Below are 15,650 nucleotides of genomic sequence, written 5' to 3'. Positions count from 1 at the left end.
GCAACTTGGGCCCAATCAATTTAGAGGACCTCCACTTGCCTGTATTTTCTTCTTTGCGCAAAGCCCTGCTGGCCGCTGCCGGCCTGACAATCGCTGTCGGAGCCCAGGCCGCCGGTACGGTGCATATTTATAACTGGTCCGATTACATCGGCGAATCGACCCTGGCCGACTTCGAGAAAGAGACCGGGATCAAACCGGTCTACGACGTTTTCGACTCCAACGAAACCCTGGAAGGCAAGCTGCTCGCCGGGCGCACCGGTTATGACGTGGTCGTGCCGTCGAACCACTTCCTTGGCAAGCAGATCAAGGCAGGCGCGTTCCAGAAGCTCGACAAGGCGCAGCTGCCGAATTATTCCAACCTCGACCCGGTGCTGCTCAAGCGCCTGGAACAGAACGACCCCGGCAACCTCTACGCCGTACCGTATCTGTGGGGCACCAACGGCATCGGCTACAACGTCGACAAGGTCAAGGCCGTGCTCGGTATCGACAAGATCGATTCCTGGGCCGTGCTGTTCGAGCCGGAAAACATCAAGAAGCTGCACAGCTGCGGTGTCGCGTTCCTCGATTCGGCTGACGAAATGATGCCGACCATGCTCAATTACCTGGGCCTGAACGCCAACAGCACCAACACCAAGGACTACGAAAAGGCCACCGCCAAGCTGCTCGCGGTGCGTCCTTACGTGACCTATTTCCATTCCTCGAAGTACATCGGCGATCTGGCTAACGGCGACATCTGCGTGGCCATCGGTTTCTCCGGCGACATCTTCCAGGCGAAGAACCGTGCCGAGGAAGCCAAAAAGGGCGTCAACATCGCCTATTCGATCCCGAAAGAGGGCGGTGCGCTGTGGTTCGACATGCTGGCGATCCCCAAGGATTCGTCCAACGTCAAAGAGGCCCACGCCTTCATCAATTATTTGCTGAAACCTGAGGTGATCGCCCAGGTCAGTGATTACGTCGGTTACGCCAACCCCAACCCGGGTTCGGACAAGCTGATGGAGCAATCCATTCGCGCCGATGAAGCGGTTTACCCACCGCAAGCAGTCCTCGACAAGACCTACGTGTCGACCGAGTTGCCAGCCAATATTCAGCGTTTGATGACCCGTAGCTGGACCAAGGTCAAGTCGGGCAAATAACGCACAAACTATCCAGGGTTCGTCTTGCGGGGCGAACTGCTGCTTCTGTTGGGAGTTTCGTAAATGGCAGTTGCCTCCGGCGCCTACAAGAAAGCCCTCGAGGGCGACCAGACACCGAAACAGGTGCTGGTCAAAATCGACCGGGTCACGAAGAAGTTCGACGAGACGATTGCCGTGGACGACGTGTCCCTGGAAATCAAGAAGGGCGAAATTTTTGCTCTGCTCGGCGGTTCGGGATCGGGCAAATCCACCTTGCTACGGATGCTTGCAGGCTTCGAACGGCCCACGGAAGGGCGGATTTTCCTCGACGGCGTCGACATCACCGACATGCCGCCGTACGACCGTCCGATCAACATGATGTTCCAGTCTTACGCTTTGTTCCCGCACATGACCGTGGCGCAGAACATCGCCTTCGGCCTGCAGCAGGACAAGATTCCCAAGGCTGAAATCGACGCCCGCGTGGCCGAGATGCTCAAGCTGGTGCAGATGAGCCAGTACGCCAAGCGCAAGCCGCATCAACTGTCCGGCGGTCAGCGTCAGCGCGTGGCCCTGGCCCGCTCGCTGGCCAAGCGCCCGAAGTTGTTGCTGCTCGACGAACCGATGGGTGCACTGGACAAGAAACTGCGTTCGCAGATGCAACTGGAACTGGTGGAAATCATCGAGCGCGTCGGCGTGACCTGCGTGATGGTGACCCACGACCAGGAAGAGGCCATGACCATGGCCGAGCGCATCGCGATCATGCACCTCGGTTGGATCGCGCAGATCGGTAGCCCGATCGACATCTACGAAACCCCGACCAGCCGTCTGGTCTGCGAATTCATCGGCAACGTCAACATCTTCGAAGGCGAAGTGATCGACGACGCCGAAGGCCACGCGACCATCACCTGCAAGGACCTCGACCGGCAGATCTACGTCGGCCACGGCATCAGCACCTCGGTGCAGGACAAGTCGGTCACCTACGCGATTCGCCCGGAAAAACTGCTGGTCACCGCCGACATGCCGACCTGCGAGTACAACTGGTCGAGCGGCAAGGTCCACGACATCGCTTATCTGGGCGGACACTCGGTGTTCTACGTCGAATTGCCGAGCGGCAAACTGGTGCAGTCGTTCGTCGCCAACGCCGAACGTCGCGGCGCGCGTCCGACCTGGGGCGATCAGGTCTACGTGTGGTGGGAAGACGATAGCGGCGTGGTACTTCGCTCATGAACATGCGCAAATTCAAACGCCGTATAAACCGAATCATCCCCAATGGCCGGCAGCTGGTCATCGGGGTGCCGTTCATCTGGCTGTTCCTGTTCTTCATGCTGCCGTTCTTCATCGTTCTGAAGATCAGCTTCGCCGAAGCCGACGTGGCGATCCCGCCGTGCCACCGAGATCACACCTACGCCGAGCAGAAGCTGCAGCTGCTGTTGAACCTGGGCAACTACGCGTTGCTGGCCGGCGACGAGTTGTACATCGCGGCGTACCTCGGTTCGCTGAAAATGGCCTTTATCAGCACCGTGCTCTGCCTGCTGATCGGTTACCCGATGGCCTATGCCATCGCCACTGCCCGGAAAGAGCTGCAAACGGTGCTGGTACTGCTGATCATGATGCCGACCTGGACGGCGATCCTGATCCGCGTCTACGCGTGGATGGGCATCCTCAGCAACAACGGCCTGCTCAACGGGTTCCTGATGAGCATGGGCCTGATCGACGAGCCGCTGCAGATCCTCAACACCAACCTGGCGGTGTACATCGGGATTGTCTATTCGTACCTGCCGTTCATGATCCTGCCGCTGTACGCCAACCTGGTCAAACACGATCAGAGTCTGCTGGAAGCCGCGTCCGATCTGGGTTCGAGCACGTTCAACAGCTTCTGGAAGATCACCATTCCATTGTCCAAGAACGGCATCATCGCCGGCTGCATGCTGGTATTCATTCCTGTGGTCGGCGAGTTCGTGATCCCGGAACTGCTCGGCGGCCCGGAAACCCTGATGATCGGTAAGGTGTTGTGGCAAGAGTTCTTCAACAACCGCGACTGGCCGGTGGCGTCCGCCTTGGCGGTGGTGATGCTGGCGATCCTGATTGTGCCGATCATTCTGTTCAACCGGAGTCAGGCCAAGGAAATGGAGGGTAAAGAATGAAGCGCTTCCGTTTCTCCAGCCTGATGCTGGTACTGGGTCTGCTGTTCATCTATCTGCCGATGCTGATCCTGGTCATCTACTCGTTCAACGCCTCGAAACTGGTGACGGTGTGGGGCGGCTGGTCGATCAAGTGGTACGTCGGCCTGCTCGACAACTCGCAACTGATGGGCTCGGTGCTGCGCTCGCTGGAAATCGCCTGCTACACCGCGGTTGCTGCGGTGGCACTGGGTACCCTGGCAGCGTTCGTGCTGACCCGTATCACCCGCTTCAAGGGCCGTACGCTGTTCGGCGGCCTGGTGACTGCACCACTGGTGATGCCGGAAGTGATCACCGGTCTGTCGCTGTTGCTGCTGTTCGTGGCCATGGCGCAGATGATCGGCTGGCCGCAGGAGCGCGGCATCGTCACCATCTGGATCGCCCACACCACGTTCTGCGCGGCGTATGTGGCGGTGGTGGTGTCAGCGCGCTTGCGTGAGCTGGACCTGTCGATCGAAGAGGCGGCGATGGACCTGGGTGCACGGCCGTGGAAGGTGTTCTTCCTGATCACCATCCCGATGATCGCGCCGTCGCTGGCGGCGGGCGGGATGATGTCGTTCGCGCTGTCGCTGGATGACCTGGTGCTGGCGAGCTTCGTGTCCGGCCCGGGTTCGACGACCCTGCCGATGGAAGTGTTCTCGGCGGTGCGCCTGGGCGTGAAGCCAGAGATCAACGCCGTGGCCAGCCTGATTCTGCTGGCGGTGTCGCTGGTGACCTTCCTCGTCTGGTTCTTCAGCCGCCGCGCCGAAGAAGCCCGCAAGAAAGCCATCCAGCAAGCCATCGAAGAAAGCGCGGCTGATTCGTGGAAGCAACCGGACGCACGCCGCGCGCCTGCGCCGGAGGCGGCCTAAGCAATATCAGGTTGGCCTCAACCCTGAGGCCAACCCGGTTGTAAATGTGGGAGCGAGCCTGCTCGCGAAGACGGAATGTCAGTCGACTCGGATGTCGGCTGACACAGGGCTTTCGCGAGCAGGCTCGCTCCCACATTTGGAATGCAATCTCCTGTGGGAGCGAGCCTGCTCGCGAAGGGGCCTGCCAATCCAGCCGGGATTTATGGCGCAACCCGCGCAGGCAGCAGCTTCAACGTACTGCGCGTATTCGCCAGCACCTCTTCCTCGCTGAAATGCGCCTGCACATATATCCCCTCCACATACGCCTCGGCCTGATCGTCATAGTGTTTGTCCAGCGGCACGCCGCTCTGGCCGACCGGGTTGATCGTCAAGCCATGCACCGGATCGGCGAAATCCACCAGACGCCGCGTCGACGGTCCATAGGTCACCGGCCATGGCGCCGGGCCGATCTTCGCCGAGAGGTTGTTCGGCACTTCGTGGCTGCCCGGCGCTGCGAACGGGCCGACGTTGAACAGGCGATCCAGCGGCTTCTGCTGCCCCAGCGGATGGCCGTGAGTCAGGGTGTGCGCCGCGCCCCACTGCCAGCCCGCCACGTTGTCGCCGAGGGTCAGTTTCAGATGCGCCATGCTTGCCGCCCACGCCGTGCGCACGACATCGGCGCGGGTTTCTTTGGCCGGCGTGCTGCGATTGTCCCACCACGGTGAATCCGCCTTGGCCGCCAGGCGTGGCAGCGCGGAGTCGATCACCCGCGTCGACAGCAGTGTTTCGAAGAAGTCGTTGCCCAACTCATCGCGCATCGCCGCATCGGCAAGGTCGTAGAGGAATTGGTTGAACACCGTCGCGCTGATCGAATTCAGCGGATAGTCGCCGGGCCACTGCGCCAGTTGCTCGACCAGTTTGAGCTGCGCCGAATCACTGACCACCTCACGCAACACCGGCAACAGTGGCGCCAACAGACGCGGGCCGTAACCGGTCGCCGTGCCCAGTTGCAGTTGCTGGTTGGCCTCGTTGCTCCACTTCACCCGGTTGTCGCTGAGCTGACGGTCAAGCTGCTGACCGCGATCGGCAAGGTTGTAATAACCGGGAATCTCCATGCCGGTCGGCGACACGGGCTGGAAGTTGGCCGAGACGATATAGCCGCGCGCCGGGTTCTCTTCCTGCGGGTTGGCGCTGAACGGGTAGTAGCCGTCCTTGTCCGCCTCGGGCGTGCTGCCGTCGAGGATGAAGCCCGGTTGCACCCCGGCCGGACGTTTGGGCAGCAAGGCCGAGGCCCACCAGGCGATATCGCCTTTGGCGTTGGCGTACACCAGATTCAGGCCCGGCGCCTGCACCTTGGCCGCTGCCGCGCGGGCCTTGGCCAACGTGTCGGCGCGGTTGAGCTGGTAGAAGCCGTCGAGGATCGGGTTAGGTGTTTCGAGGAACGCCCACCACATCGCGATCGGGGTCTTGCCGGCAGCGCTGCCGAGGGCATCGTTGACGATGGGGCCGTGCGGGGACTGGCGCAAGGTGAGGGTCACCGGCGCCTGCCCCTTCACATTGATCTGTTGTTCGCTGACGAGCATCTCGGTCCACTGACCGCGATACCAGACTTGATTGGGGTTGTCCGGGTTGACCTTCTCGGCGATCAGGTCGAGATCGTCGTTCTGGAACATGGTCAGGCTCCAGCCGAAATCGAGGTTGTGTCCCAGAAACGCGAACGGCACCAGCGCCTGATGATGGCCGTACAGCTCGAAACCCGGCGCCGACAGCTGCGCCTCGTACCATACCGACGGCACCGAGAAACGGATATGCGGATCGCCGGCCAGCAACGGCTTGCCACTCTGGCTGCGGCTGCCGGCAATCACCCAGGCGTTGCTGCCCTCAAACTGCGGCAGGCCGTTGTCGAGCAGCGCCTGTTCGCTGAGGCGGGCGAGGGCGGTGAGGTCCTGCCAGTCGCCGGCGGCGAGGGCCGGTGCGTGCCGGGTGTGATCGGTGGCCAGAACGCCTTTGGCCTGCCAGTCGAGATCGAACACATTGAGGTAATCGGCGCCGAGCTGATCGCGCACGTAGGTCAGCAGCGGCTCGGTGCGAAATGCGGCGGCAAAGCTATAGGCCATATAACCGGCGACGCTGATGCTGTCTTCGGCAGTGAACGGCCGTTTGGGGATGCCCAGCACGTCGAACTCGATCGGCGCGGCGTGGCTGTCCTGATATTGGTTGATGCCGTCCAGATAGGCTTGCAGGCCCTTCCACGCCGGCGACTGCTTGTCGAGGCTGGCGACGTAACTGGCCGCACGCTCGCGAATGCGCAGGCTGCGAAACAGTTTGTCGGTGTCGAGCAGTTTCGGCCCGAGCACTTCGGCCAGCTCGCCCCGGGCGAGGCGGCGCATGGCTTCCATCTGGAACAGGCGGTCCTGCGCGTGCACATAACCGAGGGCGCGATAGAGGTCGGTTTCGTTCTCGGCGCGGATATGCGGCACACCGCGCTCGTCATAGCGCACGGTCACCGAGCCCTGCAGGTTGCGCAGCTCGACCTGGCCCTGGCGCGTCGGCTGCTTGCTGTAGATATACCCGCCGGCGGCGCCGAGCAGGACAACGATGAGCAAGGCAACGACGATCAACGCACGCTTCATGGTGACTCCTTGTGCAGGCGGGAAGGCCGCCCGTCGGGCTGCAAACATTTAGCACAGAGCATCTGTGCGGTGCAGCGCTGTCCTTGAAAAGTCCGGAATGCCTTACTTCGCGTCCGCCGGCCATGGGCAATAACAACCCACCGCCAAGGTGTGGGTAGCATTGACCGGGCGATCTTCCGTCAGGGCATGCAGGATCGGTTCGATAAAGCTGTTGCTGGAGTTGCAGGTCAAGCCTTCGCTGTACGGGCCGAAGTAGGCGAGTTTGCCGCTGCGATCCCAGATCGCCACGGCAGGGCTGGCGGGGATCTGTTCGGCGCCGGGCAGGACGATGATGGTTTTCAGGCTGGCGAGGGTGGCGGGCAACTGGCCGTGGCTGCCGGGCTTTTGCACGGCGAAGAACTCCACGCCACGCGCGCCGAACTGTTCGACCATCTCGCTCAGGTGCTGTTGATTGCCGACATTGCACGGACAGGCCGGGTCCCAGAAGTGCACCAGGCGGATATTGCCCGGCCCGGCGAGGTTGTCCGGCAGGCGCAGCGGGTCACCGGAAAATACCGCCGTATGTTCGCTGAACGCGCGCAGATAGCGGCCCTGAAACCAGTCATACGCCGCCCACAGCACCCCGGCGCAGATCAGCGCGAGCAGGCTGGCGAACAGTGCGGTGCGGTAGGGCGAGCGCATGGTTTTCGATCCTCGAAAGGCCGGCTAGCTTGCCATGTCTGCCTCTACAGATGAATATCGCAGGCCGATAAAGTCCGTTTACCGCTTTGGAATGTCCGCATGCCTGATACTTTCGACCCCGATCATTTACGCGCGAGCCTCAAGCCATTGGCCGAGTGGCAGCCGTTATCGGATGAGGCGAAGGCTTATCAGCGCTTCTACAAGACCGACTTCGCCGAGCGCGATGTCTGGCGCGGCATGGGTCGTTTCGAAGTCGATGGCTACGAGCTGGTCAGCCATTGCTGGTGGCCGGAGAAGGTCAAGTCGACGCTGTTTCTGCTGCATGGTTACTACGATCACATCGGCCTGTACCGGCATGTGATCGAGTGGGCGCTGGATCAGGATTTCGCCGTGATCGCCTGCGATTTGCCGGGCCATGGTCTGTCGAGCGGGCCACGGGCAAGCATTCGTGATTTCTCTGAATACCAGGACGTGTTGCAGGCGCTGTTCGCTGAAGCGAACTCGATCGCGCTGCCGCAGCCTTGGCATTTGTGCGGGCAGAGCACCGGTGGCGCGATTGTCGTCGATCACCTGCTCAACCATGGCGAGAACAGTCCAGCGCAAGGGCAGGTGATTCTGCTGGCGCCATTGGTAAGGCCAAGGGCGTGGGGCTGGTCGCAGTTGAGTTATTACCTGCTGCGGCCGTTTGTGCGCGGCGTGGTGCGACGCTTTAGCGAGAATTCCAACGATCCGGATTTTCTGCCGTTTCTGCAGGCCGATCCGTTACAGCCAAGGCGCCTGCCAACGAAATGGGTGGGCGCGCTGTCGCGCTGGATCATCCGCGTCGAGCACGCAAAAAAAAGTCCGCGACGGCCGCTGATCATTCAGGGGCAGGCGGACATGACTGTCGACTGGCAGCACAATCTGCAGGTGTTGAAATGGAAGTTCGACCGGCCGCAGATTCTGCTGCTGGCCGAGGCACGGCATCACCTGGCCAATGAAACGGCGGAGATGCGTGAGGAGTATTTCGAATTTTTGAGCAAGCGGATCAGGGGCAGGAATCTGTAGCGGCTGTGCGGGTCTCTTCGCGAGCAGGCTCGCTCCCACAGGGAATTCGGGATGCTCACACATTTTGTGTCCACTGATGATCCAATGTGGGAGCGAGCCTGCTCGCGAATGCGATCTTTCAGGCAACGAAGATTATTGGCCGACCGCCAACCCCGCCCGAATCGCCGCCAGTGCCGCCTGGTAGTAAGCCTTGCCCTCGGTCGACTCGGCAAACGTCGCAAACTCTTCCAGCTCTTCATCCGACAAATCGCGATAGACGTAGAGCAACGTGTTGTTCAGATCGGCGCCGATCTGATCCATCAGCCGCTGGCGCTGACCATTCAGCATGCCCTGTGCCTGTCCACCGCCAAGCAATCCCGGAATCATCGAACTCAAGCTGTCCGCTGCCACGCCGGCAATCGCCAGGCTGACCTCGGCGCCAGCCTCACGGGCCGGCAGGGCCTGGGCGAGATGGCCGATGATCAGCAAGCGACTGTCGCTGGCCTGCATCTTCGGCAGGCCCTGGGCATTTTTTGCCAGTTGATCGCGACGGGTTGCGAGCAATTCGGCGGCGACGATTTTCTTGCCCAGTGGTGACTGGAAGAAGGTCAGCGCCGGTTTCGGGTCGGCGAGTTTCTGCCGCAGTTGCGCTTCGGCACGCTGATCCATGGCCTGCGCGGCAAAGCGTTGATTGCTGTTGTTGACCAGCGCCTGAAATACCGCAGGCGGCAGGCTGTTCTGATAGCGCTGCTGGGCGGCGCTCAGGGCATCGTTGAAATGCGCGCGTTGTTCTGGCCAGCCGGCGACCTTGTACAACTGATCGTGGCCGTCCGCCCAGGCGGGCAATACGCAGAACATCAACAGTGAAAAAAGCAAACGGCGCATAGGGACTCCTGTCAGCAGCGGACTATTGTCCGTGCGGTGCCGGTACTTGTCGAGAATTCGTAGCAAGGCGCTGCGTGGCTCTGTCGGATTTGTTGCCGTCGGCATACTATGCGCGCCATGCCGATATCCTCTGAACACCCGCTGCTGTTACGCATTGTCGACGACCTGGCCGAGCACGGCTGGTCGCAGCAGAACATCTTCCTGCCCGCCGATCTGACCCGGGCGCTGGCGGCCGAGTGCCGTAAACGTGAAGCCGAGGGTGAGCTGGCGCCGGCGGCGGTCGGACGCGGGCCGTTTTCGGAGATTCGCGAGGGTATTCGCGGCGATCACATCCAGTGGATCGACCCGGGTCAGGCCGACGCCACTGACCGCTACCTGAGCCTGATGGACAGTCTGCGCGAGGCGCTCAATCGTGGCTTGTTTCTGGGGCTTGAAGATTTCGAATGCCATTTCGCCCTGTACCCGCCCGGCGCGTTTTACCTCAAGCACCTCGACCGCTTTCGCGATGATGACCGGCGCATGGTCTCGGCGGTGATCTACCTCAACGAGGCCTGGTTGCCGGAGGACGGTGGCCAGTTGCGCATGTACCTGGGCGAAGAACGTGTGCATGACGTACAGCCGACCGGCGGCTGTCTGGTGGTGTTTCTCTCCGGCGAAGTGCCCCACGAAGTGTTGCCGGCCCATCGCGAGCGCCTGTCGCTGACTGGCTGGTTCCGTCGCCGTGGCAACGAGCCGTTCTGAACATGGAAAAGATCCTGGTCAGTCGCTGCCTGCTGGGCCATCGCGTGCGCTATGACGGTGGCGCGAGCGGGCCGTTTGATCTGCTTGAGCAGTGGATCGAAGAAGGGCGGGTAGTGCCGTTGTGTCCGGAGGTGGCCGGTGGATTGCCGACGCCGAGGGCGGCGGCGGAGATTCCCGGCGGGCAGGGCGGTGAGGTGCTGGATGGCACTGCTGCTGTGATCACTACCGATGGCGAGGATGTCAGTGCGCAATTTCTCGAGGGCGCGCGGCAAGCGCTGGAGCTGGTGCAAAAGCACGGCATTCGGGTGGCGGTGCTCAAGGCCAACAGTCCGTCTTGCGGGAATCTGTTGACGTATGACGGCACGTTCAGTGGGGTCAAGGTCAATGGCGAAGGGGTGACGGCGGCGTTGCTCAAGCGTCATGGGGTTCGGGTTTTCAGTGAGCTTGAGCTGCCGCAAGCCGCGCAGGCCCTGGCAGCACTTATCTAAGAGACCGCCGCAATCTTATGTAGGAGTGAGCCTGCTCGCGATAGCGGTGGGTCAGTTAATGATTACTCGACTGACGAACCGCTATCGCGAGCAGGCTCACTCCTACAGGTTTTATGTTCACTTGGTTTCGGTGAACCACTTCTTCGACAGCGCCGCTAGGCGTCCGTCGTCTTTGATCCGCTGCAGCGCGCTCTTGAGGCTGGCCTGAAATGCCGGATTACCCTTCTGAAACGGGATCGCCAGCTCGACCGGCGCTGCCGCTTTCGGCTTCGCTTCGGTCAACGCCTGCACCAGCACCATCGGCCGCGGCGTCTCGTCCTTCTTCGCCAGCAATTGCCCGTCGACCTGGCCGTACGGCTCGCTGAAGTCGAAACGATCCTTGAGTTCGGGTGTCAGTGCTATGTGGTTGAGCGCGACATCGTATTTGCCGCTTTCAACGCCCTGGAGCAGGTCGCCCTCGTCGGTGACGATGAAGTCGGCGCGTACATCCAGCTCGTTGGCGATCAGTTGCCCAAGCTCGACCTCGAACCCCGTGAGGGTGTCGCCCTCCTTGTAATTGAAGGGCGGTGTATTAGCCTCAAGGGCTATGCGCAGCTCGCCACGGTCGTTGACGTCATCAATCAGTTCGGCGTGAGCCAGCGGGCTCAGAAGGGGTAGCAGGCAGATCAGGCCAGGCAGCAAGCGCATGGTCACTCCTTTGAAATCATTATCGCGACGCTCTGATTCAGGCTCGCTTTGCTATGGTTGTCGAGTGCCTTCGACAACGAATGGTCATGAAGTTGTCATGACCGTGCGGATTTTACGGAAAAACTGGAGAAGAAAATGAAAAGCTTTATGTCTCGTGCAGCGTTGGCCGGTGTGCTGATGAGTGTTTCGGTGCTGGCCAGTGCGGCGACACCGGCGCCGAAGGATGCTGAAGTGTTCATCGTTTCTCCCGAGGACGGCGCCACCGTCTCGCAGGAATTCAAGGTCAAGTTCGGCGTCAAGAACATCGCGCTGGCCCCGGCGGGTGACACCACCAAGAACACCGGCCACCATCACCTGCTGATCGACGTCGACGACCTGCCGGCCGAAGGCGCGCCGATCCCGACTGACGCGCACCACATGCATTTCGGCAAGGCGCAGACCGAAGCCACGATCAAACTGGCCCCCGGCAAGCACACCTTGCAACTGATCCTCGGCGACAGCGGCCACATGCCGTTCGACCCATCGATCGTTTCGGAAAAAATCACGGTCAACGTGAAATAAAAAAAGGGAGCCTTTCGGGGGCTCCCTTTTTTATTCAGCTTCAAGTGGCTACCTGCAAGCGGCAAGTAAAGGCAAAGCGCTTTCACTTACCGCTTGTAACTTGCAGCTTGTAGCTGCTTTTAGAAAAGCACGCGGCTACGGATAGTACCGTTGACGTGTTGCAGCTTCTCTTGCGCCAGCTCCGAGTATTCGGCGTCGACGTCGATCACCACGTAACCGACCTTCTCGTTGGTCTGCAGGAACTGACCGGAGATGTTGATGCCGTTTTCGGCGAAGACCTTGTTGATCTCGCTCATCACACCCGGGATGTTCTCGTGGATGTGCAGCAGGCGGTGCTTGCCAGGGTGAGCCGGCAGGGCCACTTCCGGGAAGTTGACCGACGACACCGAAGTACCGTTGTCGCTGTACTTGACCAGTTTCTCTGCCACTTCCAGACCGATGTTGGCTTGCGCTTCGGCGGTCGAGCCACCGATGTGCGGGGTCAGGATCACGTTGTCGAGGCCACGCAGCGGGCTTTCGAACTCTTCATCGTTGGAGCGTGGTTCCACCGGGAACACGTCGATGGCCGCGCCGATCAGGTGCTTGTCCTTGATCGCGTCCGCCAGGGCGTCGAGCTCGACCACGGTGCCGCGCGCGGCGTTGATCAGAATGCCGCCCTTCTTGATGGCGCGGATTTCCTTCTCGCCGATCATCCACTGAGTGGCGGCGGTTTCCGGTACGTGCAGGGTGACGATGTCGGACATGCCCAGCAGCTCGTGCAGGTTGTTGACCTGCGTAGCGTTGCCCAGTGGCAGCTTGGTCACGGTGTCATAGAAGAACACCTGCATGCCCAGGCCTTCAGCCAGCACCGACAACTGCGTGCCGATCGAGCCGTAGCCGACAATGCCCAGCTTCTTGCCACGGATCTCGAACGAGTTGGCGGCGGACTTGATCCAGCCGCCACGGTGGCAGGATGCATTCTTCTCAGGGATGCCGCGCAGCAGCAGGATCGCTTCGGCCAGTACCAGCTCGGCTACGGAACGGGTGTTGGAGTACGGCGCGTTGAACACGGCAATACCGCGCTCGCGGGCCGCACTGAGGTCAACCTGGTTGGTGCCGATGCAGAAACAGCCGACCGCGACCAGTTTCTTCGCGTGATCGAAGATCTCTTCGGTCAGTTGCGTGCGCGAGCGAATGCCGATGAAGTGAGCGTCAGCGATCTTTTCCTTGAGCTGGGCTTCCGGCAAGGAACCAGTCAGGTATTCGATGCTGGTGTAGCCCGCCGCCTTGAGGACGTCGACAGCCGATTGGTGGACGCCTTCGAGAAGAAGGAACTTGATCTTGCTCTTATCGAGAGAAGTCTTGCTCATCTGCGTAAACCTGTATCCCGGAGAAAAATGGCAGGGAGGGAGCAGCCTGGAGCTGACCCGCACGGCAACAAAGCCGTCACCGCGGATCTGGCCTTGGGCACTGTCCTGCGGGGTCGGTATGCTAGCATAGCCACCCCGCTAAACACTCATTCCTGCGACGTGAAGCGTTCTCAGGATGACCATGAATTGTTCGAGAGTTCTGTCGATGACCAATCCTGCGCTGATTGATGAACTGAAGACCCTGGTTGAGCCTGGCAAAGTCCTCACCGACGCCGACTCCCTGAGCACTTACGGCAAGGATTGGACCAAACACTTCGCCCCGGCACCGAGCGCCATCGTGTTTCCCAAAACCATCGAGCAAGTGCAGGCCGTGGTGCGTTGGGCCAACACCCACAAGGTCGCGCTGGTGCCGTCCGGCGGGCGCACCGGGTTGTCCGCCGCTGCGGTGGCGGCCAATGGCGAAGTGGTGGTTTCGTTCGATTACATGAACCAGATTCTCGACGTCAACCTCACCGACCGCACCGCCGTGTGCCAGCCGGGTGTGGTCACTGAGCATCTGCAGAACGTCGCCGAGGAAAACGGCCTGTACTATCCGGTCGACTTCGCCTCGGCGGGTTCCAGCCAGATTGGCGGCAACATCGGCACCAATGCCGGCGGCATCAAAGTGATTCGCTACGGCATGACCCGCAACTGGGTGGCCGGCATGAAGGTCGTCACCGGCAAGGGCGATGTGCTCGAACTGAACAAGGACCTGATCAAGAACGCCACCGGTTACGACCTGCGTCAGCTGTTTATCGGCGCCGAAGGTACGCTCGGTTTTGTCGTCGAAGCGACCATGCGCCTCGATCGCGCGCCGAAAAACCTCACGGCGATGGTCCTCGGCACCGCCGATTTCGATTCGATCATGCCGGTGCTGCATGCCTTTCAGGGCAAGCTCGACCTGACCGCGTTCGAATTCTTCTCCGACAAGGCCCTGGCCAAGGTCATGGGCCGTGGTGACGTGCCGGCGCCGTTCGAGACCGAGTGCCCGTTCTACGCCCTGCTGGAATTCGAAGCGACTACCGAAGAAGTGGCCAACAGCGCGCTGGAAACCTTCGAACACTGCGTAGAACAGGGCTGGGTGCTCGACGGCGTGATGAGCCAGAGCGAAACCCAGCTGCACAATCTGTGGAAGCTGCGCGAGTACATCTCCGAAACCATCTCCCACTGGACGCCGTACAAGAACGACATCTCGGTTACCGTCTCGAAAGTGCCGGCGTTCCTGCGCGAAATCGACGCGATCGTTGGCGAGCACTACCCGGATTTCGAAATCGTCTGGTTCGGCCACATCGGCGACGGCAATCTGCACCTGAACATCCTCAAGCCGGAAAATCTGAGCAGGGACGAGTTCTTCGCCAAGTGCGCCACCGTCAACAAGTGGGTGTTCGAAACCGTCGAGAAATACAACGGCTCGATCTCGGCCGAGCACGGCGTGGGCATGACCAAGCGTGATTACCTGACCTACAGCCGCTCGCCGGCCGAGATCGAGTACATGAAAGCGGTCAAGGCAGTGTTCGACCCGAACGGCATCATGAACCCGGGCAAGATTTTCCCGGTTTGATCGGTAATCTCTGTTGAATCAATAAAGGCAGGAGTCGGTAAATGAGCTATCAGCACCAGTACGTCGACGGCACGCGCATTCACTTCCCGATCGGGAAAGTCGTGTGCATTGGCCGCAATTACGCCGAACACGCCAAGGAACTGGACAATCCGGTGCCGACCGAGCCGCTGCTGTTCATCAAGCCGGGCAGTTGCGTGGTGCCGCTGGAAGGCGGGTTCAGCATTCCGACCGAGCGCGGTTCGGTGCACTACGAAGCGGAAATCGCCGTGTTGATCGGCAAGCCGCTGTCGACCAAACCAAGCCGTGAAGAAGTCCTTGATGCGATCTCCGGTTTCGCCCCGGCGCTGGACCTGACCCTGCGCGACAAGCAGGCCGAGCTGAAAGCCAAGGGCCTGCCGTGGGAAATCGCCAAGTCGTTCGACGGCGCGGCGGTGATCGCGCCGTTCGTGGTCGGCAGCACCTTCGCTGACCTGACCGACATCGGCATCCGCCTGACCATCAACGGCGAAGTGCGCCAGGACGGCAACAGCAGCGCGATGCTCAACCCGATCGTGCCGATGATCCAGCACATGGCCGGCTGCTTCTCGCTGCAGGCCGGCGACGTGATCCTCACCGGCACGCCAGTGGGCGTCGGCCCGCTGAACGTCGGCGATGAAATCGTCCTCGAACTGCCGGGGGCGAGCAGCTTCAGCAGCAGCGTGCGCTAACCGCAGAACCCCTTGCAGGGGGTGAGCTTTGTGGTGAGGGGATTTATCCCCGTTGGACTGCGCAGCAGGCCCAAGATTTTTGGGCCCGCTTCGCGCGCCAACGGGGATAAATCCCCTCGCCACAAGGGCCATTCCATATCTGTAATGTGTTGCTGCTGGCAAAATGCACA

15 protein-coding genes are annotated in these 15,650 nt (G+C 61.0%); 10 read left to right on the top strand and 5 right to left on the bottom strand.

Annotated features, from left to right (window positions below):
* Positions 1-35: 35 nt before the first annotated feature.
* From KVG87_RS05305 to KVG87_RS05290, 4 genes are all read left to right on the top strand, one after another.
* A complete protein-coding gene (locus KVG87_RS05305) occupies positions 36-1,133 on the top strand; it encodes a polyamine ABC transporter substrate-binding protein (protein WP_217849644.1) in 1,098 nt (365 codons plus the stop codon).
* Between the two features lie 63 nt (positions 1,134-1,196).
* Positions 1,197-2,339, top strand: a complete 1,143-nt coding sequence (locus KVG87_RS05300; protein WP_016772662.1) for an ABC transporter ATP-binding protein — start codon at positions 1,197-1,199, stop codon at positions 2,337-2,339.
* A 35-nt stretch (positions 2,340-2,374) separates the two neighbouring features.
* On the top strand, positions 2,375-3,256 hold the full coding sequence (locus KVG87_RS05295; RefSeq protein ID WP_217849941.1) for an ABC transporter permease subunit: 882 nt from the start codon (positions 2,375-2,377) through the stop codon (positions 3,254-3,256).
* Positions 3,253-4,143, top strand: coding sequence for an ABC transporter permease subunit (locus KVG87_RS05290; protein WP_217849641.1), 891 nt, complete (start codon positions 3,253-3,255; stop codon positions 4,141-4,143). The genes KVG87_RS05295 and KVG87_RS05290 overlap by 4 nt, the downstream gene beginning before the upstream one ends.
* A 200-nt stretch (positions 4,144-4,343) precedes the next feature.
* On the opposite strand, the gene KVG87_RS05285 is transcribed toward KVG87_RS05290, so the two are convergent.
* Positions 4,344-6,755, bottom strand: coding sequence for a penicillin acylase family protein (locus tag KVG87_RS05285; protein ID WP_217849639.1), 2,412 nt, complete (start codon positions 6,753-6,755; stop codon positions 4,344-4,346).
* A gap of 102 nt (positions 6,756-6,857) precedes the next feature.
* A complete protein-coding gene (locus KVG87_RS05280; protein WP_056786241.1) occupies positions 6,858-7,436 on the bottom strand; it encodes a DUF6436 domain-containing protein in 579 nt (192 codons plus the stop codon).
* 99 nt (positions 7,437-7,535) lie between these two features.
* On the opposite strand from KVG87_RS05280, the gene bipL reads away from it, so the two are divergent.
* Positions 7,536-8,483, top strand: a complete 948-nt coding sequence (bipL, locus tag KVG87_RS05275) for a phospholipase BipL (RefSeq protein WP_217849637.1) — start codon at positions 7,536-7,538, stop codon at positions 8,481-8,483.
* Positions 8,484-8,615: 132 nt separating this feature from the next.
* Here the strand turns inward: bipL and KVG87_RS05270 are convergent, their stop codons facing one another.
* Positions 8,616-9,347, bottom strand: coding sequence for a DUF2059 domain-containing protein (locus KVG87_RS05270; protein WP_024014712.1), 732 nt, complete (start codon positions 9,345-9,347; stop codon positions 8,616-8,618).
* 108 nt (positions 9,348-9,455) lie between these two features.
* On the opposite strand from KVG87_RS05270, the gene KVG87_RS05265 reads away from it, so the two are divergent.
* Both KVG87_RS05265 and KVG87_RS05260 read left to right on the top strand, forming a co-directional pair.
* The gene (locus KVG87_RS05265) at positions 9,456-10,088 is read left to right on the top strand and encodes a 2OG-Fe(II) oxygenase (protein ID WP_076564478.1); all 633 of its coding nucleotides are present in this window, start codon (positions 9,456-9,458) and stop codon (positions 10,086-10,088) included.
* A gap of 2 nt (positions 10,089-10,090) precedes the next feature.
* Positions 10,091-10,576, top strand: coding sequence for a 2-thiouracil desulfurase family protein (locus KVG87_RS05260; RefSeq protein WP_076564477.1), 486 nt, complete (start codon positions 10,091-10,093; stop codon positions 10,574-10,576).
* A 117-nt stretch (positions 10,577-10,693) separates the two neighbouring features.
* On the opposite strand, the gene KVG87_RS05255 is transcribed toward KVG87_RS05260, so the two are convergent.
* A complete protein-coding gene (locus tag KVG87_RS05255; RefSeq protein ID WP_076564476.1) occupies positions 10,694-11,263 on the bottom strand; it encodes a transporter substrate-binding domain-containing protein in 570 nt (189 codons plus the stop codon).
* Between the two features lie 135 nt (positions 11,264-11,398).
* On the opposite strand from KVG87_RS05255, the gene KVG87_RS05250 reads away from it, so the two are divergent.
* Positions 11,399-11,824, top strand: a complete 426-nt coding sequence (locus KVG87_RS05250; protein WP_217849634.1) for a DUF4399 domain-containing protein — start codon at positions 11,399-11,401, stop codon at positions 11,822-11,824.
* Positions 11,825-11,943: 119 nt separating this feature from the next.
* On the opposite strand, the gene serA is transcribed toward KVG87_RS05250, so the two are convergent.
* Complete coding sequence (gene serA, locus KVG87_RS05245) at positions 11,944-13,173, bottom strand: phosphoglycerate dehydrogenase (RefSeq protein ID WP_024014707.1); 1,230 nt, start codon at positions 13,171-13,173, stop codon at positions 11,944-11,946.
* Between the two features lie 205 nt (positions 13,174-13,378).
* Here serA and KVG87_RS05240 point away from each other — a divergent pair, with 205 nt between their 5' ends.
* The gene (locus KVG87_RS05240) at positions 13,379-14,773 is read left to right on the top strand and encodes a D-2-hydroxyglutarate dehydrogenase (RefSeq protein ID WP_217849632.1); all 1,395 of its coding nucleotides are present in this window, start codon (positions 13,379-13,381) and stop codon (positions 14,771-14,773) included.
* 41 nt (positions 14,774-14,814) lie between these two features.
* Positions 14,815-15,480, top strand: a complete 666-nt coding sequence (locus KVG87_RS05235) for a fumarylacetoacetate hydrolase family protein (protein ID WP_024014705.1) — start codon at positions 14,815-14,817, stop codon at positions 15,478-15,480.
* Positions 15,481-15,650 lie beyond the last annotated feature (170 nt).

Source organism: Pseudomonas siliginis (assembly GCF_019145195.1).
Lineage (GTDB): Bacteria > Pseudomonadota > Gammaproteobacteria > Pseudomonadales > Pseudomonadaceae > Aquipseudomonas > Aquipseudomonas siliginis.
This window is presented reverse-complemented; position numbering and strand designations above follow the sequence as displayed.

Coding starts and splice junctions, on each gene's coding strand:
- KVG87_RS05300 (WP_016772662.1), top strand. CDS start 1,197: ATGGCAGTTGCCTCCGGCGCCTACAAGAAAGCCCTCGAGGGCGACCAG.
- KVG87_RS05290 (WP_217849641.1), top strand. CDS start 3,253: ATGAAGCGCTTCCGTTTCTCCAGCCTGATGCTGGTACTGGGTCTGCTG.
- KVG87_RS05285 (WP_217849639.1), bottom strand. CDS start 6,755: ATGAAGCGTGCGTTGATCGTCGTTGCCTTGCTCATCGTTGTCCTGCTC.
- KVG87_RS05280 (WP_056786241.1), bottom strand. CDS start 7,436: ATGCGCTCGCCCTACCGCACCGCACTGTTCGCCAGCCTGCTCGCGCTG.
- bipL (WP_217849637.1), top strand. CDS start 7,536: ATGCCTGATACTTTCGACCCCGATCATTTACGCGCGAGCCTCAAGCCA.
- KVG87_RS05270 (WP_024014712.1), bottom strand. CDS start 9,347: ATGCGCCGTTTGCTTTTTTCACTGTTGATGTTCTGCGTATTGCCCGCC.
- KVG87_RS05265 (WP_076564478.1), top strand. CDS start 9,456: ATGCGCGCCATGCCGATATCCTCTGAACACCCGCTGCTGTTACGCATT.
- KVG87_RS05260 (WP_076564477.1), top strand. CDS start 10,091: ATGGAAAAGATCCTGGTCAGTCGCTGCCTGCTGGGCCATCGCGTGCGC.
- KVG87_RS05255 (WP_076564476.1), bottom strand. CDS start 11,263: ATGCGCTTGCTGCCTGGCCTGATCTGCCTGCTACCCCTTCTGAGCCCG.
- KVG87_RS05250 (WP_217849634.1), top strand. CDS start 11,399: ATGAAAAGCTTTATGTCTCGTGCAGCGTTGGCCGGTGTGCTGATGAGT.
- serA (WP_024014707.1), bottom strand. CDS start 13,173: ATGAGCAAGACTTCTCTCGATAAGAGCAAGATCAAGTTCCTTCTTCTC.
- KVG87_RS05240 (WP_217849632.1), top strand. CDS start 13,379: ATGACCAATCCTGCGCTGATTGATGAACTGAAGACCCTGGTTGAGCCT.
- KVG87_RS05235 (WP_024014705.1), top strand. CDS start 14,815: ATGAGCTATCAGCACCAGTACGTCGACGGCACGCGCATTCACTTCCCG.